This window comes from Rahnella sp. BIGb0603 (assembly GCF_024808755.1).
GTDB lineage: Bacteria > Pseudomonadota > Gammaproteobacteria > Enterobacterales > Enterobacteriaceae > Rahnella > Rahnella contaminans.
The window spans coordinates 192,962-214,139 of record NZ_JANUEX010000008.1 but is presented as its reverse complement, the minus strand read 5'-3'; the positions used below and the strand labels follow the sequence as shown (position 1 = coordinate 214,139).

19 protein-coding genes are annotated in these 21,178 nt (G+C 51.6%); 6 read left to right on the top strand and 13 right to left on the bottom strand.

Annotated elements, in window-relative coordinates; all coding sequences use genetic code 11:
- Positions 1 to 8 precede the first annotated feature (8 nt).
- The 9 genes from bamA to rpsB all read right to left on the bottom strand — a co-directional run bounded on the left by bamA (position 9) and on the right by rpsB (position 10,398).
- On the bottom strand, positions 9 to 2,429 hold the full coding sequence (gene bamA / locus M2403_RS20375) for an outer membrane protein assembly factor BamA (protein ID WP_165061770.1): 2,421 nt from the start codon (positions 2,427 to 2,429) through the stop codon (positions 9 to 11).
- 36 nt (positions 2,430 to 2,465) lie between these two features.
- Positions 2,466 to 3,821, bottom strand: a complete 1,356-nt coding sequence (gene rseP / locus M2403_RS20370) for a sigma E protease regulator RseP (RefSeq protein WP_152326527.1) — start codon at positions 3,819 to 3,821, stop codon at positions 2,466 to 2,468.
- Between the two features lie 41 nt (positions 3,822 to 3,862).
- Positions 3,863 to 4,711, bottom strand: coding sequence for a phosphatidate cytidylyltransferase (cdsA, locus tag M2403_RS20365; RefSeq protein WP_152326526.1), 849 nt, complete (start codon positions 4,709 to 4,711; stop codon positions 3,863 to 3,865).
- Between the two features lie 9 nt (positions 4,712 to 4,720).
- Positions 4,721 to 5,479, bottom strand: a complete 759-nt coding sequence (ispU, locus tag M2403_RS20360) for a (2E,6E)-farnesyl-diphosphate-specific ditrans,polycis-undecaprenyl-diphosphate synthase (protein WP_095923213.1) — start codon at positions 5,477 to 5,479, stop codon at positions 4,721 to 4,723.
- Positions 5,480 to 5,763: 284 nt separating this feature from the next.
- Positions 5,764 to 6,960, bottom strand: coding sequence for a 1-deoxy-D-xylulose-5-phosphate reductoisomerase (ispC, locus tag M2403_RS20355; protein WP_259230706.1), 1,197 nt, complete (start codon positions 6,958 to 6,960; stop codon positions 5,764 to 5,766).
- A 157-nt stretch (positions 6,961 to 7,117) separates the two neighbouring features.
- The gene (gene frr / locus M2403_RS20350) at positions 7,118 to 7,675 is read right to left on the bottom strand and encodes a ribosome recycling factor (RefSeq protein ID WP_152326524.1); all 558 of its coding nucleotides are present in this window, start codon (positions 7,673 to 7,675) and stop codon (positions 7,118 to 7,120) included.
- Positions 7,676 to 7,783: 108 nt separating this feature from the next.
- On the bottom strand, positions 7,784 to 8,515 hold the full coding sequence (pyrH, locus tag M2403_RS20345; protein ID WP_101079218.1) for a UMP kinase: 732 nt from the start codon (positions 8,513 to 8,515) through the stop codon (positions 7,784 to 7,786).
- 158 nt (positions 8,516 to 8,673) lie between these two features.
- Positions 8,674 to 9,525 (bottom strand): translation elongation factor Ts, encoded by an 852-nt coding sequence (tsf, locus tag M2403_RS20340; protein ID WP_152326523.1) that lies wholly within the window; start codon positions 9,523 to 9,525, stop codon positions 8,674 to 8,676.
- A gap of 147 nt (positions 9,526 to 9,672) precedes the next feature.
- Positions 9,673 to 10,398, bottom strand: a complete 726-nt coding sequence (gene rpsB / locus M2403_RS20335) for a 30S ribosomal protein S2 (RefSeq protein ID WP_152326522.1) — start codon at positions 10,396 to 10,398, stop codon at positions 9,673 to 9,675.
- A 368-nt stretch (positions 10,399 to 10,766) separates the two neighbouring features.
- On the opposite strand from rpsB, the gene map reads away from it, so the two are divergent.
- The 4 genes from map (at position 10,767) to M2403_RS20315 (ending at position 15,746) form a co-directional block, all read left to right on the top strand.
- On the top strand, positions 10,767 to 11,558 hold the full coding sequence (map, locus tag M2403_RS20330; protein WP_152326521.1) for a type I methionyl aminopeptidase: 792 nt from the start codon (positions 10,767 to 10,769) through the stop codon (positions 11,556 to 11,558).
- A 96-nt stretch (positions 11,559 to 11,654) separates the two neighbouring features.
- The gene (gene glnD, locus M2403_RS20325) at positions 11,655 to 14,345 is read left to right on the top strand and encodes a bifunctional uridylyltransferase/uridylyl-removing protein GlnD (RefSeq protein ID WP_152326520.1); all 2,691 of its coding nucleotides are present in this window, start codon (positions 11,655 to 11,657) and stop codon (positions 14,343 to 14,345) included.
- Positions 14,346 to 14,391: 46 nt separating this feature from the next.
- On the top strand, positions 14,392 to 15,216 hold the full coding sequence (gene dapD, locus M2403_RS20320; RefSeq protein WP_152326519.1) for a 2,3,4,5-tetrahydropyridine-2,6-dicarboxylate N-succinyltransferase: 825 nt from the start codon (positions 14,392 to 14,394) through the stop codon (positions 15,214 to 15,216).
- Positions 15,217 to 15,356: 140 nt separating this feature from the next.
- Positions 15,357 to 15,746: a DUF3461 family protein gene (locus tag M2403_RS20315; RefSeq protein WP_013574189.1), complete on the top strand. Its 390-nt coding sequence runs from the start codon at positions 15,357 to 15,359 to the stop codon at positions 15,744 to 15,746.
- 103 nt (positions 15,747 to 15,849) lie between these two features.
- On the opposite strand, the gene M2403_RS20310 is transcribed toward M2403_RS20315, so the two are convergent.
- The 3 genes from M2403_RS20310 to M2403_RS20300 are packed head-to-tail and all read right to left on the bottom strand — an operon-like array spanning position 15,850 to position 17,424.
- Positions 15,850 to 16,299 (bottom strand): flavodoxin, encoded by a 450-nt coding sequence (locus M2403_RS20310; protein WP_104924619.1) that lies wholly within the window; start codon positions 16,297 to 16,299, stop codon positions 15,850 to 15,852.
- Between the two features lie 29 nt (positions 16,300 to 16,328).
- The gene (gene truC, locus M2403_RS20305) at positions 16,329 to 17,108 is read right to left on the bottom strand and encodes a tRNA pseudouridine(65) synthase TruC (protein ID WP_152326518.1); all 780 of its coding nucleotides are present in this window, start codon (positions 17,106 to 17,108) and stop codon (positions 16,329 to 16,331) included.
- A 1-nt stretch (position 17,109) separates the two neighbouring features.
- Positions 17,110 to 17,424: a YqcC family protein gene (locus M2403_RS20300; RefSeq protein ID WP_152326517.1), complete on the bottom strand. Its 315-nt coding sequence runs from the start codon at positions 17,422 to 17,424 to the stop codon at positions 17,110 to 17,112.
- A gap of 187 nt (positions 17,425 to 17,611) precedes the next feature.
- Here M2403_RS20300 and M2403_RS20295 point away from each other — a divergent pair, with 187 nt between their 5' ends.
- Entirely contained in the window at positions 17,612 to 18,850 is a 1,239-nt protein-coding gene (locus M2403_RS20295) for an MFS transporter (RefSeq protein WP_152326516.1), read from the top strand.
- 676 nt (positions 18,851 to 19,526) lie between these two features.
- Here M2403_RS20295 and syd read toward each other — a convergent pair.
- Positions 19,527 to 20,078, bottom strand: a complete 552-nt coding sequence (gene syd, locus M2403_RS20290) for a SecY-interacting protein (protein ID WP_152326515.1) — start codon at positions 20,076 to 20,078, stop codon at positions 19,527 to 19,529.
- Between the two features lie 79 nt (positions 20,079 to 20,157).
- On the opposite strand from syd, the gene queF reads away from it, so the two are divergent.
- A complete protein-coding gene (queF, locus tag M2403_RS20285; protein WP_208951099.1) occupies positions 20,158 to 21,003 on the top strand; it encodes an NADPH-dependent 7-cyano-7-deazaguanine reductase QueF in 846 nt (281 codons plus the stop codon).
- Positions 21,004 to 21,178: the final 175 nt, after the last annotated feature.

Below are 21,178 nucleotides of genomic sequence, written 5' to 3'. Positions count from 1 at the left end.
ACAAAACGTTACCAGGTTTTACCAATGTTAAACTGGAACTGTTCCGCTTTGTCGCCTTCGTATTTCTTAACTGGCTGTGCGTAAGAGAACACCAGCGGCCCCAAAGGAGACTGCCACTGCAACGCCAGACCAGAAGACACACGAATGTTGCCAGGCTTACTGTAATCAGGCACACCCGCTGCAATAGTTTGCGGCGTGTTTTCCCAACCTGTATCCCAGACTGTACCGCTATCCACGAACAGAGACGTACGCAATGAGTTAGCGTATTTCTCGCTAACAAACGGAGTTGGAACAATAAGTTCCGCACTCAGGATGGCCATTGCGTTACCGCCCACTGCATCGCTCGAATTATCAATCGGGCAGGTGCTGTACGAGGTATTAGCCGTAGTACATTTGTAATAAGCTGCTTTCGGACCGATGGTGTTCGACTGGAAACCACGAACACTGCTTGAACCGCCGGCATAGAAGTTGTCATAGAACGGCACTTCTTTGCCGCCCAGACCATCCGCATAACCTGCGCGCGCACGCCCCATCAGTACCCAATCACGATCCTGATTCAGCGGCATATAGCTGGTTGAATCGAAAGTGATTTTATAATATTCGTTATCTGAACCCGGCACGGTCACTTTACCGTTCAGGCTGGCTTTGGTCCCTGACGTCGGGAAGTAACCACGGTCAAGGTTGTTATAACCCCAGCCCAGATTCACGAAGAAGTCATCAGCACTGAAATCAGCATCTGAGTTATCGCTGGTCGTTACCGCAGGTTTCAGGCCCACAGAGTTCAGATAACGGAACATCGCGATCTGGGGTTCCATATTGGACAGATCGTTGTGTACGTAATCCAGCCCCAGACGCAATGAGTTGTTCTCATTGACAGGGAAACCAAGGTTGCCGCCAATACCGTAACTTCTGTTGGTATAGTCAGACAGGTCCGCATTATCCGCTTTAAAGTCGTTATAGAAAATACGACCGCCCAGACTCACACCGTCAACGGTGAAGTACGGATCTGTGATCGTGAATTCTGCGTACGTCTGGTAATCATTTTTCGTACCGCTGATGCCTACGGAGTTACCCGTACCCAGCCAGTTGTCCTGCTGGACACCAACCTGGAAGCTGACACCACTTTCAGTACCGTAACCGACACCAAAGTTGAAACTACCGGTGTTACGTTCTTTCACTTTGTAGACCACATCAACCTGGTCCGGTGAACCCGGAACGCGTTGTGTATCCACATCAACAGTTTCGAAGTAACCCAGACGGTTCAGACGCTCTTTACCTTTATCGACCAGATCATTACCTAACCAGGCACCTTCCATCTGACGCATTTCACGGCGCAGAACGCTGTCTTTACTGGTGTCATTGCCTTCGAAACGGATATGACGCACATAGAAACGGTTACCCGCATCTACGTTGATATGCAGTTTTACTGTCTTGTCTGCATCGTTAATTTCAGGCTGAGTAGTCACACGCGGATAGGCATAGCCATAACGGCCCAACATCTGCTTGATGTCGTTTTCCATCTTGGTGACTTTAGCGCCGTTGTACAGCTCGCCTTTATCAATTTTAGTCAGGCTCTGAACTTCAGCTGAGTGACCCGCCATGCTGCCGGTAACTTCAACGCCAGAAAGTTTGTACTGCTCACCTTCTGTGATGTTCAGCGTGATGTAGATGCCTTTTTTGTCCGGCGTCAGGCTGACCTGAGTCGAATCAATGTTGAAACGGGCATAACCGCGATCCAGATAGAAACTGCGCAGGGTTTCAAGGTCACCCGCCAGCTTTTGTTTCTGGTATTTACGGTCACCGACCACGTTCCACCAAGGCACTTCATCGCGCAACTGGAAGCGGGAAATCAGTTCATCAGTCGAGAAGGCATGGTTACCCACGATGTTGATCTGCTGAATTTTGGCAGAAACACCTTCGGTAAACACCAGTTTCAGGTCAACACGATTACGCGGTAAAGGGGTCACAACCGCTTTTACCGACGCACTGTATTTACCGACGCTGTAATAGAAATCTTCCAGGCCTTTTTCAATACTGCCGATGGTTGTACGGTCAAGCGCTTCGCCAACGCGGACGCCAGAGGCTTCCAGGTTTTGTTTCAGCATGTCATCTTTCACCGATTTATTACCGGAGAAAGTGATGCTGGCAATCGTTGGACGTTCCTTGACCTGGACAATCAGAGAATCACCATCGCGAAGGACACGAACGTCCTCAAAGTTGCCAGTGGCAAACAATGCGCGAATGGTATTACTGATGTCATCGTCAGTAACGGTATCACCGACACGAACCGGCATATTGAGTAACGCCGCACCGACGGCAACTCGCTGCAGGCCTTCGAAATGAATATCTTTCACTACGAAACCGTCTGCACCGTATACGGTGGCGCTGCCAAACAGCAGCGACGCTATGAGCAACTTTTTGATCGCCATCGTTGTTATGCGTTCTTCCTAACCTAATCTCCGGTCTTAAAGACGGGAGAAATCATTGAAAAGTGCAAGCCCCATCAACAACACCAGCAAAACTGAACCAATGCGGTAACTGAAGTCCTGAACTCGCTCGGAAACTGGCCCACCTTTGAGCTTTTCTATTGCAAGAAACAGCAGGTGGCCACCATCTAATACCGGTAACGGGAAGAGGTTGATGATCCCCAGATTGACACTGATGAGTGCCAAAAACGTGAGGTAAGACACCAAACCATACTCCGCTGACATTCCTGCGCCCTGTGCGATGGAGATTGGGCCACTCAGATTGTTCAGCTTCACATCCCCGGTAATTAACTTACCCAGCATGCTCACGGTGAGTTTCATCAGTTGCCAGGTTTTATCCCCGGCCTCATAAAACGCCACAAACGGACCATACTGACGGATTGTTTTGTATTCATCAGGCAGCGGCACCACTTTCGGGACCACACCAGCAAAACCCTGTATTTTGCCTTTACCTGCAGACTTCGTATCCGGCGTCAGTGTTAAAGCGACGGGAGAACCACCCCGCTCAACTTCCAGACTGATTGGCTTGCCCGGATTGTCACGCACCTGAATGACAAACGACTGCCAACTTTCCAGAATCTGACCATCGACTTTAACGATCCTGTCTCCGGCTTGCAAACCCGCCTTTTGCGCGGCTGAATCTGGCTGCACTTCCTGCAAGACAGATTCTATCTGCGGACCTCGTGGAATCATACCCAGAGAGACCACCGGATCCTGCTTTTCAGGATCAAACTGCCACTGACGTAAATTCAGTGTTTTCTCAACAACATTATTGGAGCCAAAAGGCGCAACTCCCACTGTCGTTTGATCATCACCAATCTCGCCAATCAACGCCATACGAACTGAATCCCAATCAGGCGTTTCGATACCGGCAACAGACTTTAGTTCCATTCCCGGAGAAATATTGGATTGCGCAGCGATTGAATTTGCAGTGACATTTGCAACAACCGGACGCACGGTCGGCACACCAATCACGAAGATCAGCCAGTATGCAAAAACAGCAAAGATAAAATTGGCAATTGGCCCGGCGCTGATGATAGCAGCACGCTGCCAGATTTTTTTGTTATTAAAGGATTGATGACGAAATTCAGGGGCTACAGCCTCGACGCGTTCGTCGAGCATTTTGACGTAGCCCCCGAGAGGAATAATGGCCAGCACATACTCCGTTCCTTGGCGATCGGTGCGACGCCACAATGCACGACCGAAACCAACAGAGAAGCGTTCAACACGCACACCACAACGACGAGCAACCCAGAAATGGCCGAACTCGTGCACGGTGATAAGCACCCCCAATGCAACGATAAAGGCGGCCAGGCTCCAGAGTATGTTCATCATATGTCCAACTATTCCTTAGAAAACTTCACCGTCTGCGACGGTTAATACACTAACAGCATCAGACAGGCGAATACAGGAACCGCAGCAGTCAGGCTGTCAATGCGATCCAATATTCCGCCATGACCCGGGATCATATGACCACTGTCTTTGATTCCGGCTTCACGCTTGAACATACTTTCCGTCAGGTCGCCCAGCACAGAAGCCAGCGCAGCAACCACAGAACAAATCAATAACGTTGCTGGCTGCACGCTCAAAGGTGCATACCGGCCAAACAACCAGGCTATCAGGGCAGATGTCACCAGCCCACCGATAAACCCTTCCCAGGTTTTCCCCGGAGAAACTTTTGGTGCCAGTTTATGCTTACCGAACAACTTACCAAACAGGTAAGCACCGGAATCAGCACCCCAGACCAGCAGCATGACATATAACAGCCACCACGCGCCTGTGTGAGGATTCTCAGCATAACCGTACTGACGCAACGCAACCATGCCCCAGAAGAACGGCACAATCGTCAGTACGCCAAACAGCACACGCAACACGCGCGAATGACGCCAGAATGCAGCGGAAGCCGGATACGCAACAACCAGAACTAACGCCAGACACCACCACGCCAGCGCTGCCCACAGCGAGCCGCTAACCTGTGGTAAGTAAACACTCTGATGATAAGCCGGAATGCTCAACATCATGGCGGCTAACAGAAAACCACACAGTATCGCCAGCCAGATACGCTGACTACGGGTTGCAAGCCCGGCGAGCTGACCCCACTCCCACGCGGCCAGCATGCACACCACTAAGGTGACAATGGCGAAACCCACCGGCGGCAGCAAAAAGAGTGCTGCAATAACTATCGGTATTAAAATCAAAGCTGTGATAATGCGATACTTCAGCAAATGTTCTCCCTAGGACGCATCGGCGCCGATAGGTGTAGTCCCCCCGAAGCGGCGCTCTCGCTGTGCAAACGCGGTCAACGCACCTTCAAAGGTGTTTTCATCAAAATCAGGCCAGAGGACATCGGTAAAGTAGAGCTCCGCATAGGCAATCTGCCACAGCAAAAAGTTACTGATCCGATGTTCCCCACCGGTTCTGATCACCAAATCGACGGGTGCCAGTTCGCTCATACAGACCGCTGAATTCAGCAATTCTTCTGTAATCTGCTCTGCCCGCAATGTACCGGCTTCAACCTGCCCGGCCAGCGTCTTCACGCCCTGAATAATATCCCACCGGCCACCGTAATTTGCAGCGATGTTCAGGGTCAGACCGTCGTTATTTTGAGTAAGTGTTTCTGAACGACGAATGCGTTCCTGCAGACGAGCACTAAAACGACTGACATCGCCAATGATCCGCAACCTGACATTGTGTTTATGCAGGCTTTTAACTTCGCTGTCTAACGCACGAACGAACAGCTCCATCAAGGCGGAAACTTCCTGAGCCGGACGATTCCAGTTTTCACTGCTAAAGGCATAAAGCGTGAGCGCATCAAGGTGATGACTGGCAGCAAAGCTTACCGCTTTACGCACTGACTTCACTCCCGCTTTATGACCGAATACCCTCATTTTACCCTGACGTTTTGCCCAGCGTCCGTTGCCGTCCATGATAATGGCAACATGGCGAGGTTGAGAGCAACACATATCAGACATCTGTTGATTTTCGAGGGACATAACGCGTACTCATTTCCTTTTATCAGAACACAACGGCTTTCCAGCTGACATAAGCCTGATATGGCTCACGCTACAACGTTTAGCTGACGCTGCACCTTTTACCGAGGGTGCGGCAACACGCGCAAAAAAGCCGTGTCTCCCTTACAGGCACGGCTTACACTGACAGATCACCGATTCACCTTTAACATTCAGGCTCAGAAAAGCCAAATCTACTGTCAGTGTGGCGCAGACTATACCATTTCAATGTGGCGCTAACAAACTGCTGCATAAGCACTAAACCGGTCTTATCGCGCAAACTGAGGAAGTTTATCCTTTGCCGATGCACGTGCGCGAGCGTCAATCTCCAACACTTCCTCAACAGACGTCGGTTCGGCGCTCACTAACTGCTCCATAACCTGACGATTCAGTGAAGCAATGTCAGTAAAACGAATCTCGCCATTCAGGAAAGCCGCCACTGAAATTTCATTTGCTGCATTCAGCGTGGTAGTGGCCGCCTGCCCGGTATTGCTGGCTTCGATAGCAAGCTGAAGGCAAGGATAACGCGCGTAATCCGGATCGCTAAACGTCAGTGCGCCCATCTTACAAAAATCCAGTGCTTCAACGTCAGTCGCCACACGGCGGGGATACGCCATGGCATGCGCAATGGGCGTTCGCATATCCGGTGAGCCCAGCTGAGCCAGTACGCTGCCGTCACGGTAGCGAACCATAGAATGGATAACCGACTGCGGATGGATAATTACTTCCATTTCGGCGGCTGACGCATTAAACAGCCAGCGCGCTTCAATATACTCCAGCCCTTTGTTCATCATCGTGGCAGAGTCGACAGAAATCTTGCGTCCCATTGACCAGTTCGGATGAGCGCATGCCTGTTCCGGTGTCACGCGGCTGAATTGATCTAAAGGTAATTCGCGGAATGGTCCGCCGGAACCGGTCAGCACAATGCGCGAAATCCCGTGTTCCTCGAGTGAAGCATAGCCCAGTTGTCTCTGAACGGATTCAGGCAAACTCTGGAAAATCGCATTGTGTTCGCTGTCGATAGGCAAAAGCTGAGACTGACTCTGACGCACGGCATCCATGAAAATGCGGCCGCAGGTCACCAGGGATTCTTTATTTGCCAGAAGAACTTGTTTGCCCGCACGAACGGCAGACAACGTCGGTAACAGCCCCGCAGCGCCGACAATGGCAGACATCACCTGATCGACATCATCCAGCGCCGCCAGTTCGATTGCCGCATCCGGGCCAGACAGGACTTCAGTGTTGATTCCCTGTTCCGACAAGATTGCCCGCAATTTGCGCGCAGAAGACTCATCCGCCATCGACGCATAGGCCGGACGAAACTCCAGACATTGCTGGGCCATAACGTCGACATTGCGGCCCGCAACCAGAGCCTTAACAGAGAACGCGTCAGGGTTAGACCGGACAACGGAAAGCGTGCTGGTGCCGACAGATCCTGTCGAACCAAGAATAGTCATTTGTTTCATGAAAATGCCCGGGATAACGCTCGTAAATTCGGAAAGTGCACAGTCTGAAACCTCTTATCGGGCTTGTCCATGAGATTGTGCAGACAGATAAAAGAATTGGAGGCCACTTAAAAACAAAGCGCCGCAATTGCGGCGCTTTGTGAGAGACATAGCCGGATTAGAAATCCATCAGCTCAGTTTCTTTTTCAGCTAACGCAACGTCGATTTTCTTGATGAAAATGTCAGTCAGTTTCTGAATATCGTCCTGAGAACGGCGATCTTCATCTTCGCTGATTTCTTTATCTTTCAGCAGTGCTTTGGTTTTGTCGTTAGCGTCGCGGCGGACGTTACGCACAGAAACACGGCCCTGCTCTGCTTCGCCACGAACAACTTTGATCAGGTCTTTACGACGCTCTTCTGTCAGTGCTGGCAATGGAACGCGGATGGTCGCTCCCGCAGAAGATGGGTTCAGACCCAAATCAGATGTCATGATCGCTTTTTCCACAGCCGCGCTGATAGAGCGGTCGAATACGGAAATAGCCAAAGTACGGGAATCTTCAACCGTTACCTGAGCCAGCTGGCGCAGTGGTGTAGATGAACCATAGTAATCGACCATGATGCCATCCAGGATGCCTGGAGAAGCACGACCGGTACGGATTTTGCTGATATGCGTTTTGAATGCTTCAACGCATTTATCCATACGGATTTCAGCGTCTTTTTTGATTTCGTTAATCACGTTGTGAACCCTTGAAAGCTGGTTACCTGGCAGACCATAACATCAGTATAGTCCGTGAATACTTATGCCAGCACAGGCTGGCTGAACGGTATGTTCAATTGTGAAGGATCACTCCGCGTTAGAAATCAGCGTCCCTTCATTTTCACCCATCACCACTCGGCGCAGTGCGCCCGGTTTGTTCATGTTGAAAACACGAATTGGCAGATTGTGATCGCGGGCCAGTGTAAACGCCGCCAGATCCATCACTTTCAATTCCTGTTCCAGCACTTCCTGATAGGTCAATTTTTCGTACAATGTCGCTTCCGGATTTTTCACCGGGTCGGCGGAATAAACACCGTCGACTTTGGTGGCTTTTAATACCACATCGGCTTCGATTTCGATACCACGCAGGCACGCTGCTGAGTCGGTGGTAAAGAAAGGATTGCCGGTACCGGCGGAGAAAATCACCACGCGGTTATGACGCAACAGGCTGATCGCTTCAGCCCAGCTGTAATTATCACAAACACCGTTCAAAGGGATTGCGGACATCAAACGTGCGTTAACATAAGCACGGTGTAACGCGTCACGCATCGCCAGACCATTCATGACAGTCGCCAGCATACCCATATGGTCGCCTACAACACGATTCATGCCAGCCTGCGCCAGACCCGCACCGCGGAACAAGTTACCGCCGCCGATCACAACGCCTACCTGAATGCCGAGTTCGACCAGCTCTTTCACTTCCTGAGCCATACGATCTAATACACTCGCGTCGATACCAAAACCTTCACTGCCCTGCAGGGCTTCGCCACTGAGTTTGAGCAGGATACGCTGATAAACGGGTTTCGCATTGGTAGCCATGGTGTCTGTCCTAGAAGCAATGTGTCTTAATGGATAGTCGGTCTTTACATCATAGCGCTGTCTGAATGGCCACACGCACAATGTAATGGGAATTTGGGGCTGGATAAAACGGAACCGCCCTTTCGCAGCGGTTCCATTTTAGGTGTATCAGATACTGATTAAGACTGTTTAGTCATCGCTGCAACTTCAGCAGCAAAGTCAGTCTCAACTTTCACGATACCTTCGCCCACTTCGAAGCGGATGAAGTTAACAACGTCAGCGTTGTGCTCTTTCAGAACCTGGCCCACAGTTTTGCTTGGGTCGATTACGAAAGGCTGACCAGTCAGAGAAACTTCGCCGGTGAATTTCTTCATGCGGCCTTCAACCATTTTCTCTGCGATTTCTTTAGGCTTGCCAGACTGCATAGCGATGTCCAGCTGTACCTGGTACTCTTTTTCAACAACTTCAGCAGACACGTCTTCTGGTTTAACAAATTCAGGCTTGCTTGCAGCAACGTGCATAGCGATTTGTTTAACCAGATCTTCGTCAGCGCCTTTAGCTGCGATCAGAACACCGATACGTGCGCCGTGCAGGTAGCTACCCAACACTTCGCCTTCCAGGGAAGAAACGCGACGAATGTTGATGTTTTCACCGATTTTTGCGACCAGAGCAACACGCTCTTCTTCGAATTGTGCTTTCAGCACTTCAACGTCGGTGATTTTGCCTGCAACCGCAGCGTCCAATACTTTGTCAGCGAAAGCCTGGAAACCACCATCTTTAGCAACGAAGTCAGTCTGGCAGTTAACTTCCAGAATCACACCGTAGTTGCCTTCGATTTTGGTTTTGATCACGCCGTCAGCAGCTACGTTGCCTGCTTTTTTCGCCGCTTTGATCGCGCCAGATTTACGCATATTTTCAATTGCCAGCTCGATGTCGCCGTTAGCTTCAACCAGAGCTTTCTTACAATCCATCATGCCAGCGCCAGTACGTTCGCGCAGTTCTTTTACCAGGGCAGCGGTAATATCAGCCATTGTATTTTCCTCGATTATCTCAGTGCAAAAAGGCTTTTTGCGGTGAGATATTTCTCGCATTTAAGATAAGCAAAGGGGGCCAATAAAGGCCCCCTAACCAACATATTTCAATACCTGGTTAATAAGGGCTCTGCTGAGCTTGCCTTATTATTCAGCTTCTACGAAGCTTTCTTCTGCCTGAACAGCCAGATCTTGCGAACGGCCTTCACGGACAGTAGCAGCAACAGCGCTCAGGTACAGATTTACTGCACGGATTGCGTCATCGTTACCTGGGATAACAAAGTCAACGCCATCCGGATCGGAGTTGGTATCAACAATGGAGAATACCGGGATACCCAGGTTGTTAGCTTCTTTGATTGCAATGTGTTCGTGATCAGCGTCGACAACGAACAGAGCATCAGGAAGACCACCCATATCCTTGATACCACCCAGGCTGTTTTCCAGCTTAGCCAATTCGCGAGTACGCATCAGCGCCTCTTTCTTGGTCAGCTTCTCGAAAGTACCGTCCTGAGACTGAACTTCCAGATCTTTCAAACGTTTGATGGACTGACGAACAGTTTTCCAGTTAGTCAGCATGCCGCCCAACCAGCGATGGTTCACGAAGAACTGGTCGCAGTTGTGTGCAGCTTCTTTTACCGCTTCGCTTGCTGCGCGTTTAGTACCAACGAACAGGATTTTGCCTTTACGGGCAGAAATCTTCTGCAACTCAGCCAGAGCTTCGTTGAACATTGGAACAGTTTTTTCCAGGTTGATGATGTGAACCTTGTTACGTGCGCCGAAGATGAATGGCTTCATTTTCGGGTTCCAGTAACGGGTTTGGTGACCGAAGTGAACACCAGCCTGGAGCATGTCGCGCATGGAAACAGTTGCCATGATAAAACCTCTATTAAGTAGTTGGGGTTATGCCTCCACGTATCCCATAACACCGACCCTGCAGAACGAATTCCCAGAGCACCCCGGCGAATGTGTCGATACGTGTGTGTTATTACTTACGTTAATAAGTACACAATGAGTGATTTTGGCTTTAATCCCTCAGCGTCGTTAAGACTCAGAGCGGATTGCCGGCGCGCTTTATACCATAAATAACGACCCGGCAGCAACTTTTGTTCACCGGATGACTTCCCGGAAAATGATAGTTTGGCAGGTAATATCAGGGCTGATACCATAAGCCACAGCTAATTATTGACGACATCGGTGCAGAAATAAAGCACACCCGATGTACAGAACCTGCAGGATTACTCATGGCAATTTCAATCAAAACCCCGGAAGATATCGAAAAAATGCGCGTCGCTGGCCGTCTGGCTGCGGAAGTGCTGGAAATCATTGAGCCTTACGTTAAACCGGGCGTCAGCACCGGCGAGCTCGACCGAATTTGTTCCGATCACATCGTCAACAAACAGCACGCCATTTCTGCCTGCCTGGATTACCACGGCTTCCCGAAATCGGTGTGCATCTCTATCAACGAAGTGGTCTGCCACGGTATCCCGAGCGAAGACAAAATCCTTAAAGATGGCGACATCGTCAATATCGACGTTACTGTGATTAAAGACGGTTTCCACGGCGATACCTCTAAGATGTTCATCGCAGGCAAACCGACCATTCTTGGCGAACGTCTTTGCCGTATCACGCAGGAAAGCCTGTACATTGCTCTGCGCATGATCAAGCCGGGCATCCGCCTGCGCACGCTGGGTAAAGAGATCCAAAAATTCGTGGAAGCGGAGAAATTCTCCGTGGTGCGCGAATATTGCGGTCACGGCATCGGCGAAGGTTTCCACGAAGAACCTCAGGTTCTGCATTACGATGCGGATGACGGTGGCGTTGTGTTACAGGCCGGTATGGCTTTCACCGTTGAACCGATGGTCAATGCCGGTGATTACCGTATCCGCACCATGAAAGACGGCTGGACAGTAAAAACTAAAGATCGCAGCTTGTCGGCTCAGTACGAGCATACTATTGTGGTGACAGATAACGGTTGTGAAATTATGACGCTGCGTAAGGATGACACCATCCCGGCTATCCTGACGCACGACTAACAGTTCCCCGCTCGGCGCAGAGGGGTTAAATCTGTCAATCAAACCGGCGAAAGCCGGTTTTTTTATCCTTAACGTGTAGGAATAGGCTGCGCATCTATGATTGAAAATTTCTCTGCTGAAAAGAGCCTGCTGCCGCAAACGACGCAGGAACTCACCCGCGCTTTCCCGCCACAGCCTGTTTCCCCTTCCGCCTACCCGGATGACGACTTAAACCGTCAGAGCCTCAAGCAACACATGGAACAGTTTCAGGTCTGGCTGGCAGAAGCTTTCAATGCGGGACAGCGCGCCGAAGAACTGGTCGATGCACGCACGCATTATATTGACCAGTTGCTGCAACGCCTGTGGACGTTTTACGGCTTTGACAATATCCCGGAAACCGCAATGGTGGCCGTCGGTGGTTACGGCCGCGGCGAATTGCATCCGCTGTCTGATATCGACGTGCTGGTACTCAGCCAGAAGCGCCTCAACGATGAGCAGGCGCAGCGCATTGGCGAGCTGATTACCCTGTTGTGGGATCTGAAGCTGGAAGTCGGTCACAGCGTGCGTACGCTGGAGGAATGTCTGCTGGAAGGGCTGGCCGATTTAACGGTCGCGACCAATCTGATCGAATCCCGCCTGATTTGCGGCGATGTCGCCTTGTTCCTCAACATGCAAAAACACATTTTCAGTGACGGTTTCTGGCCTTCGCCAAATTTCTTCCGTGCCAAAATTACCGAGCAAAAAGAGCGTCACCAGCGCTATCACGGCACCAGCTACGGCCTGGAACCCGACATCAAAAGCAGCCCCGGCGGCCTGCGTGATATCCACACCATATTGTGGGTCGCCCGCCGCCACTTCGGGGCCACATCGCTCGATGAAATGGTCGCGTTTGGCTTCCTGACAAAAGCCGAGCGCAACGAACTACTTGAATGCCAGAGCTTCCTGTGGCGCATTCGTTTTGCGCTGCATCTGGTGCTGCCACGTTATGATAACCGCCTGCTCTTCGACAGACAGCAAAGCGTGGCGCAACTGTTACAATATCAGGGCGAAGGCAACCAGCCCGTCGAACGCATGATGAAAGATTTCTACCGCATGACCCGCCGGGTTGGCGAACTGAATCAGATGTTATTGCAGCTGTTTGATGAGGCGATTCTGGCCATCGGGCCGAATGAAAAACCCCGTCCGCTGGATGAGAATTTCCAGCTGCGCGGTGACCTCATCGATCTGCGTGATGAATCACTGTTTGAGCACCGCCCGGAAACCATCATCAGCATGTTTCAGTTGATGGTTCGCCATCGAGAAATCAAAGGCATTTACTCCACCACGGTACGTTTGCTACGCCATGCACGCCGTCATCTGAAAGAACCGTTGTGCATGATCCCGCAGGCGCGTGAAACCTTTATGTCGATTCTGCGCCACCCCGGCGCCGTCTCGCGAGCGCTGGTGCCAATGCATCGCCACAGCGTTCTCTGGGCTTATATGCCGCAGTGGGGGCAAATCGTCGGGCAGATGCAGTTTGACCTTTTCCACGCCTATACAGTTGATGAACACACCATTCGCGTTCTGCAAAAATTAGAAAGCTTCGCCCATGAAGAAACGCGGCCAAAACATCCGTTGTGCGTGGAATTGTATCCGCGCCTGCCGCAGCCTGAATTGCTGCTGATCGCTGCCCTCTTCCACGATATCGCCAAAGGGCGCGGCGGCGACCATTCCATTCTCGGCGCGCAGGACGTGCTGGAGTTTGCCGAACTTCACGGCCTGAACTCGCGCGAAACACAACTCGTCTCGTGGCTGGTGCGCTGCCATCTGCTGATGTCAGTCACCGCGCAGCGCCGCGATATTCAGGATCCTAACGAAATCCAGCAATTCGCCGCCGAGATGCAGAGCGAGGTGCGTCTGCGTTATCTGGTCAGCCTGACGGTTGCCGATATCTGCGCGACCAACGAAACGCTGTGGAACAGCTGGAAACAGAGCCTGATACGCGAGCTGTATTTCGCCACCGAAAAACAGCTGCGCCGCGGCATGCAAAATACACCGGATCTGCGCGAGCGCGTGCGTCATCACCGCTTACAGGCGCTGGCGTTGCTGCGTATGGATAATATCGATGAGGAAGCGCTGCACCGTATCTGGAGCCGCTGCCGCGCCGATTACTTCCTTCGCCATTCACCGAATCAGCTCGCGTGGCACGCCAGACATTTGCTTGAGCATGACTCTTCCAAACCTCTGGTGTTAGTCAGCCGTCAGGCCACGCGTGGCGGCACAGAGATATTCATCTGGAGCGCTGACCGCCCGTATCTGTTCGCCACGGTAGCCGGTGAGCTGGACAGACGTAACCTGAGCATCCACGACGCCCAGATTTTCACTAACCGCGACGGCATGGCGATGGACACCTTTATCGTGCTGGAACCGGACGGCAGCCCGCTGGCGCAGGACCGGCACGAAGCCATCCGTTATGCGCTGGAACAATCGATGACGCAGGCTTATCAGCCGCCGCGTGCGCGACGCCCGTCACCGAAACTGCGCCATTTCAGCGTGCAGACCGAAGTCAGCTTCCTGCCGACACATACCGACCGCAGGACGTATATGGAACTGGTCGCGCTCGATCAGCCGGGTCTGCTGGCACGCGTCGGCGAAGTCTTCTCGGATCTGGGGCTTTCGTTACATGGCGCAAGGATTTCGACCATCGGCGAGCGCGTAGAAGACTTATTTATTCTGGCCAATGGCGAGCGCCGCGCGCTGGATAAACAAACTCGCAAGGAAATCACACGCCGATTAACCGAGGCACTCAACCCGGGCGATAAAATGTGATACAAGTACCATTATCTTTTAAAACCAATTCAGGAAAGAGAACAGGATGCAGCAACTACAAACCGTTATTGAACAAGCCTTCGAACGCCGTGCGGACATCACCCCGGCAAACGTTGACAGCGTAACGCGCGACGCCGTGAACCAGGTCATCAACAAAATCGACAGCGGCGAATTGCGCGTTGCCGAGAAGATTGATGGCGAATGGGTAACGCATCAGTGGCTGAAGAAAGCGGTGCTGCTGTCCTTCAGAATCAACGACAACCAGGTTATGGAAGGTGGCGAAAGCCGTTACTTCGACAAAGTCCCGATGAAATTCGCAGACTACGACGAAGCCCGTTTCCAGCGTGAAGGTTTCCGCGTAGTGCCACCGGCGGCAGTCCGTAAAGGCGCGTTCATCGCCCGTAACACGGTACTGATGCCTTCTTACGTCAACATCGGCGCATACGTTGATGAAGGCACCATGGTTGATACCTGGGCGACTGTCGGTTCTTGCGCGCAGATCGGCAAAAACGTTCACCTGTCCGGCGGCGTTGGCATCGGTGGCGTTCTGGAGCCACTTCAGGCTAACCCGACCATCATCGAAGACAACTGCTTCATCGGCGCGCGTTCAGAAATCGTTGAAGGCGTGATTGTTGAAGAAGGCTCTGTGATTTCCATGGGCGTTTACATCGGCCAGAGCACCAAAATTTACGACCGTGAAACCGGCGAAGTATTCTACGGCCGCGTACCTGCAGGTTCCGTCGTGGTTTCCGGCAACCTGCCTTCTAAAGACGGTAAATACAGCCTGTACTGCGCCGTTATCGTGAAGAAAGTGGATGCGAAAACTCTGGGCAAAACAGGCCTGAATGAGTTACTGCGCACCATCGAGTAAAATTAAATAGCGGGTAATTCAAAAAGATTACCCGCTATTTTTTTATCTTGCAGATGGCGAATTGTGTCATCAGTCAACGATTCGGACCGCTGTTTGGTTCATTATGATCAACAGATATTCTCCTAAACGAAGGTGGCGCTATGTATGACAATCTGAAAAGCCTGGGCATTAATAATCCCGACGATATTGATCGTTACAGCCTGCGTCAGGAGGCCAATAACGATATTCTGAAGATCTATTTCCGCAGAGACAAAGGCGAATTTTTTGCTAAAAGCGTGAAATTCAAATACCCACGTCAGCGCAAAACGATCGTGGCCGATAATGCGGGTCAGGGATATAAAGAAATTCATGAAATCAGCCCGAATCTGCGTTATGTCATTGATGAGCTGGATCAAATCTGTCAGCGCGATCAGGTCGAAGTGGATCTGAAACGTAAAATTCTTGATGACCTTCGTCACCTTGAATCCGTTGTGGCAAATAAAATTTCTGAGATTGAATCCGATCTGGAAAAACTAACTAACGGCCGCTGATTAATCACAATCCGAACCGCCATAAAGCAAAAAGGTCAGGTTTTAAACCTGACCTTTTTTATTACCTTGCGCTGCGCCTGACTGACTTATTTTCAGCAATAACTTATTTCAGCAGCTGGCCCCATTTTTCGGCCCACGGAATTGCCACGGTTTCCGGCTCAGCCGTTTCCATCGCGTCAACTTCCAGCATTTCGCCAATCCGGGAAGCGCCCTGCTCTTGCAATAAATCATCCAGCTTATGACCGCCGCCACAGAAATGATCGTAGCTGCTGTCGCCCAGCGCAATCATGCCATAACGAAGCTCTGGCTGATAACCGACGGTATCTCGAATCGCGGCATAAAGCGGCGCGATGCTGTCGGGCAAATCGCCCTGACCGGTCGTCGACGTCACCACCAGCACAAAATGATGGCGGTAATACTGCCAGGCTTCCAGTGTGCCTTCTTCAAACAGTTTGACGTCATGCCCCTGGCTTTTGAGCACGGTTTCCGCTTCTTCCGCTACCAGTAACGCATTGCCGTAAACCGTCCCGACAAAAATTCCGACTTCAGCCATGAGCTTCACTCCTGTATGATCTTAACGTCTTAAATTTGTGCACTATCCTGACCGTAAGCGGGGTCAAACTCAACCCTTTCAAGCCCGGGGACTTTTCCCTGCCAGCCGAACTGCTTCACGACATTTTGCCAGCGATGATCCCAGCGAGCCTGCAAGCTGAGCAACTCACCCGTCACCGGATGTGGCAACTGCATATGGCTGGCATGGAGCATCAAACCGGAACAGCCGAAATGCTCGGTCATACCGCGATTCTGCTTTAAATCGCCGTGTGCGCTGTCGCCGATGATCGGATGACGTAAATGCGACATATGACGGCGAAGCTGATGCTTGCGACCGGTTTCCGGCATGAGTTCCACCAGACTGTATCGGGCTGTATTGTAACGCCCGACGGCGACCGGCATTTCTACCTGCGCGAGCGAACGGTAATGGGTCACTGCGGGTTGAGGCGCTTTATCCGGATTCGTAAATTTATCGGCAATTTTATCCAGTTCTTCTGTCAGCGCGTAATCAAGCGTTCCGTCTTCAGTGACATAGCCGCGAACCACGGCGTGGTACACCTTGCTCATCTGCTGATTTTCAAACTGCTGAGACAATAGCCGCGCCACATCGCTCGACAGCGCCAGCAGCAAAACGCCCGACGTCGGCTTATCCAGACGATGAACGGTAAAAACATGCTGACCAATCTGATCGCGTAATGTTTGCATCACAAACACTGTTTCATGTCGGTCCAGCCAACTGCGATGAACCAGCATACCCGCAGGTTTATTCACTGCGACCAGATGTTCGTCCTGATACAAAATTTCCAGCATGTTAGTCTTCTATATTGAGCAAGTCGTCGAGGCGTTGCAGCTGGTTCAGCAACAGAGCTGCTTCAGGCATCGCTTCTTCAAAATAGGGGGTGATGGCAAAACGGGTAGGCAGCGGGGCTTCAGCGGCCAGCAACGCGTACATGCGTGGGATCAAAACCCATTGCAACCACTGATCGGCGGACATGGTATCCACCGAAAATGGCTCTTTGCTTTCAAAAGCTTCTGGTTCCGGCGGCGTGGCATGCCATAGCTTATCGTTGCGCATCGCCTGTTCGATATCTTCTAAAATCTCGCGAACCTGTTTTTCTGTATTCATGGTTACTCTCTTCGTTCATGGCCCGGGCAGCTTCTGCCGGGGGCGCAAAGCATAACATTGAAGGCCGGATGCCCCAACCTTCTGCATCGTATCCAAATTATCAATCAATCTATAAGTTTTTCATGGTGGCGGTAAAAGCCCGATACGGGCAAACTACCGCCACTTTTTTCTTCACAGATGTGTCAACATGTCCTCACAACATCCGCAAAAAACACACGCTACGCCAGCCAAAGCCATGCTGGCTTCCGTCACGGGTTACGCCATGGACGGCTTCGATTTATTGATCCTTGGTTTCATGCTGCCCGCCATCGCCAGTGAATTCGGGTTAACATCATCACAAAGTGGCTCGCTGGTCACCTGGACGCTGATTGGTGCCGTTCTCGGCGGCGTCATTTTCGGCCCGATAAGTGACCGCTTTGGCCGAATCCGCGTTCTGACGTTTACCATTCTGATGTTCTCCGTCTTCACCGGCCTGTGCGCTTTTGCACAAGGTTACTGGGATTTACTCATTTACCGCACTCTGGCAGGCGTGGGCCTGGGCGGCGAATTTGGTATTGGTATGGCGTTAATTGCCGAGGCGTGGCCGGTTGAAAAACGTAACCGCGCATCGGCGTATGTCGGGATGGGCTGGCAGTTGGGCGTGTTACTTGCCGCCTTCCTGACACCGATGTTGCTCGGCATTATCGGCTGGCGCGGGATGTTCCTTGTAGGCCTGCTACCGGCGCTGGCTTCTTTCCTGATCCGCCGCACAATGGGCGAACCAGAAGCCTTCGTCAAAAACACGGCCACTGATAACAAGGGGTCGCTGCTGAGCCGCATCAGATTATTGTTTCGTGACAAAGCCACCACCAAAGCCAGCCTCGGCATTCTGATCCTCTGCTCCGTGCAGAATTTTGGCTATTACGGGCTGATGATCTGGATGCCCAGCTATCTGTCGAAAAACTTCGGTTTCTCCCTGACAAAATCCGGTTTATGGACTGCGGTAACGGTGGTGGGGATGACGTTTGGGATCTGGCTGTTCGGCGTATTGTCGGACCGTTTCCCGCGCTGGAAAATCTTCCTGATTTATCAGATTGGCGCGGTCATCATGGTAGTGTGTTACGCGCAGCTTTCTGACCCGACGCTGATGCTGTTTGCCGGCGCGGTGATGGGCATGTTCGTGAACGGGATGATTGGCGGCTACGGCGGACTGATTTCTGATTTGTATCCGGTACGCGTCAGGGCGACGGCACAGAATTTGCTGTTCAATCTGGGGCGCGGTGTGGGCGGTTTTGGCCCGCTGGTGATCGGCCTGCTGGTTTCGCAGGTTTCCTTTACCGCCGCCATTAGCCTGTTGGCCGCCATTTACCTGCTGGATATTTTCGCCACGCTTTTCCTGCTGCCTAAAAAGCAAGGGCAGGATGACGTGCTGGGTGCGATTGGCTGACAAGAACAGATGCTCCTGTTCAATCAGGAGCGTCTTATAACGCGTGGGTTTAAAGCGCGTGAATTTGTAGCCGAAAAACAAAAAGTTGGGGGCACTGTTTTCACAGTGCCCCCGGTTCGTTTTATAGCAATCCAGCTACATTAGTGCTCCCTGCTCAATCCTTGAAAACTTTTCCTGCGGTTATCCTAACCGGCTGTCCTTCGCATCGTCCTACTTTCATCCTGACGGGCTATCCTAAGTCATCCTGACTATAATCCCTTGGTCATCTGTGACCCGCTCAGCTTCCTTTGTGAGCTCTCTTCTCCGTCCTGGAGGTGTCCCTGGTTTCGTCCTGAAACATCCTGGCATAATCCGATGCCGTCCTGACTCTTCCTGAGCCGTCCCCTGCTTTATGAATCAGCCATCATCCTGATGTTCTGTTTCATGCTTCCTTGGTGCACGACTAGAATCGTCGATTTCGACCTTGGGAGCAAGACAGTGTGTAAGCCAAAACCAGGGAATGCGAGCCGTCTTACAGGTGGAGAAAACATTATCCATTTGAAATAAAAGAGTTTATTAAATAAAGAGGGAGAGTAATTAAGTCAAATTAGCGAGATCTCTTACAGTCTTTGTGAGAGATCTCTCACACGCTTGTGAGCCATTTGAGCTCTGCGGGAATGGGGGGTTCAGAACAACATCAGGCGGGGTAAACAGCGGTCAGCATTGTAAGGAATTCTGGCAGCGAAGGCGAGAGTATCGTTCTTTTTTTGCTGCCGAACTGTTCCAGAACAACATTTCCGGTCACATTGCACAAAGAAACCATATCCAGCTCGGAATCCGTGGTGGCCAGAAAAACCGTCGGCGTCAGTTTCAGGCGTTTTTGTGTCACCAGATGGCCAATCAGATTCTCCTGCAAACGGGTAAAATCTTCAGGGCTCCAGACCTGAAGCAGGGTCATCGCATTACCCTGCCAGCTGGCCGTCATATCACCAGCGAACTGCGTGGTGTAAAACGCGTGTGCTTCCGGTCGCAACTGCAATTCCATCGCACGTTCCACATTTTCCAGCGTGGCCGCCGGGCTGAAAACCTGAGTCAGCCAGTAAACAACGTCATCATCGGTTTTCACCACACAAGGGGAATCGACGCCGAACAGCGCTTCGCTGGACGGCGGCATACCTGTCTCCTGCTGCCAGACATCGACATAACGCTGAGTAAATTCACGCAATGCTACAGATACTTCAGACTCCATAATTCTCTCATCTTCCGGTAAGGCTGGGTTAAACTGGTGGCTATTCCCTATTGTACCTATCTCTAAGCAAGGTGACAGCATGTCCTCTTATCAGGATAACCCCGCACTGGCGCAACTGACGCTGGGCAAAAGCACGGCTTACGTCGATCACTACGACGCTTCTTTATTACAGGCGGTTCCACGCAGCATGAACCGCGAACCGCTGGGCCTGTTCCCTGACAACCTGCCGTTCCAGGGCGCGGATATCTGGACGCTGTACGAACTGTCGTGGCTCAACGCCAAAGGGTTGCCACAGGTGGCCGTCGGTGAAATCAGCCTGAAAGCCGACAGCCAGAATCTGATCGAGTCCAAAAGCTTTAAGCTCTACCTCAACAGCTTCAACCAGACCGTGTTCCCGGACTGGCAGGCGGTACAGGAAACTTTAACGCGGGATTTAGGCGCCTGTGCTCAGGGCGACGTCACCGTCACCGTCAGCCGTTTGTCCGACATCGAAGGCTCGCCGGTCGGACACTTTGCAGGTATCTGCATTGACGACCAGGACATTGAAATCGACAGCTATGAATTCAGCACGGACTACCTTGCTGAATCCGCCGGTGAAGAAATTGTCGAAGAATCGCTGGTCAGCCACCTGCTGAAATCTAACTGCCTGATCACCCATCAGCCAGACTGGGGCTCCGTGCAAATCCAGTATCGCGGCCCGAAAATTGATCGCGAAGCGCTGCTGCGCTACCTGGTTTCATTCCGCCATCACAATGAATTCCATGAACAATGCGTCGAACGCATCTTTAATGACATCCTGCGTTTTTGTCAGCCAGAAAAGCTGGCCGTCTACGCCCGCTATACCCGACGCGGCGGTCTGGATATCAATCCGTGGAGATCTAACTTCCCGTTTGAACCTGCAACGGCGAGGCTTGTCAGACAATAATGCGGGGCATTGCTCAAGAACTGAGCTAACGCTCTGTCAGCATTGGTAAAAGCCTGATGACAAGGTTACTGTTAATTCAGAGAGAGATTCCGGGGACAGCGTATCCGGCGTTCTCTTTGCTATCAGGCTAGTGTTTTTGTTTGTCTTCCGCGATGCGACGCAAAAAACGTGATCC

Bases quoted from the DNA above. Each gene is read 5' to 3' on its own strand.
- queF (WP_208951099.1), top strand. From the start codon at position 20,158: ATGTCCTCTTATCAGGATAACCCCGCACTGGCGCAACTGACGCTGGGC.
- syd (WP_152326515.1), bottom strand. From the start codon at position 20,078: ATGGAGTCTGAAGTATCTGTAGCATTGCGTGAATTTACTCAGCGTTAT.
- ispC (WP_259230706.1), bottom strand. From the start codon at position 6,960: ATGAAACAAATGACTATTCTTGGTTCGACAGGATCTGTCGGCACCAGC.
- M2403_RS20315 (WP_013574189.1), top strand. From the start codon at position 15,357: ATGTATGACAATCTGAAAAGCCTGGGCATTAATAATCCCGACGATATT.
- rseP (WP_152326527.1), bottom strand. From the start codon at position 3,821: ATGATGAACATACTCTGGAGCCTGGCCGCCTTTATCGTTGCATTGGGG.
- rpsB (WP_152326522.1), bottom strand. From the start codon at position 10,398: ATGGCAACTGTTTCCATGCGCGACATGCTCCAGGCTGGTGTTCACTTC.
- M2403_RS20310 (WP_104924619.1), bottom strand. From the start codon at position 16,299: ATGGCTGAAGTCGGAATTTTTGTCGGGACGGTTTACGGCAATGCGTTA.
- dapD (WP_152326519.1), top strand. From the start codon at position 14,392: ATGCAGCAACTACAAACCGTTATTGAACAAGCCTTCGAACGCCGTGCG.
- ispU (WP_095923213.1), bottom strand. From the start codon at position 5,479: ATGTCCCTCGAAAATCAACAGATGTCTGATATGTGTTGCTCTCAACCT.
- truC (WP_152326518.1), bottom strand. From the start codon at position 17,108: ATGCTGGAAATTTTGTATCAGGACGAACATCTGGTCGCAGTGAATAAA.
- M2403_RS20300 (WP_152326517.1), bottom strand. From the start codon at position 17,424: ATGAATACAGAAAAACAGGTTCGCGAGATTTTAGAAGATATCGAACAG.
- tsf (WP_152326523.1), bottom strand. From the start codon at position 9,525: ATGGCTGATATTACCGCTGCCCTGGTAAAAGAACTGCGCGAACGTACT.
- M2403_RS20295 (WP_152326516.1), top strand. From the start codon at position 17,612: ATGTCCTCACAACATCCGCAAAAAACACACGCTACGCCAGCCAAAGCC.
- bamA (WP_165061770.1), bottom strand. From the start codon at position 2,429: ATGGCGATCAAAAAGTTGCTCATAGCGTCGCTGCTGTTTGGCAGCGCC.
- pyrH (WP_101079218.1), bottom strand. From the start codon at position 8,515: ATGGCTACCAATGCGAAACCCGTTTATCAGCGTATCCTGCTCAAACTC.
- map (WP_152326521.1), top strand. From the start codon at position 10,767: ATGGCAATTTCAATCAAAACCCCGGAAGATATCGAAAAAATGCGCGTC.
- glnD (WP_152326520.1), top strand. From the start codon at position 11,655: ATGATTGAAAATTTCTCTGCTGAAAAGAGCCTGCTGCCGCAAACGACG.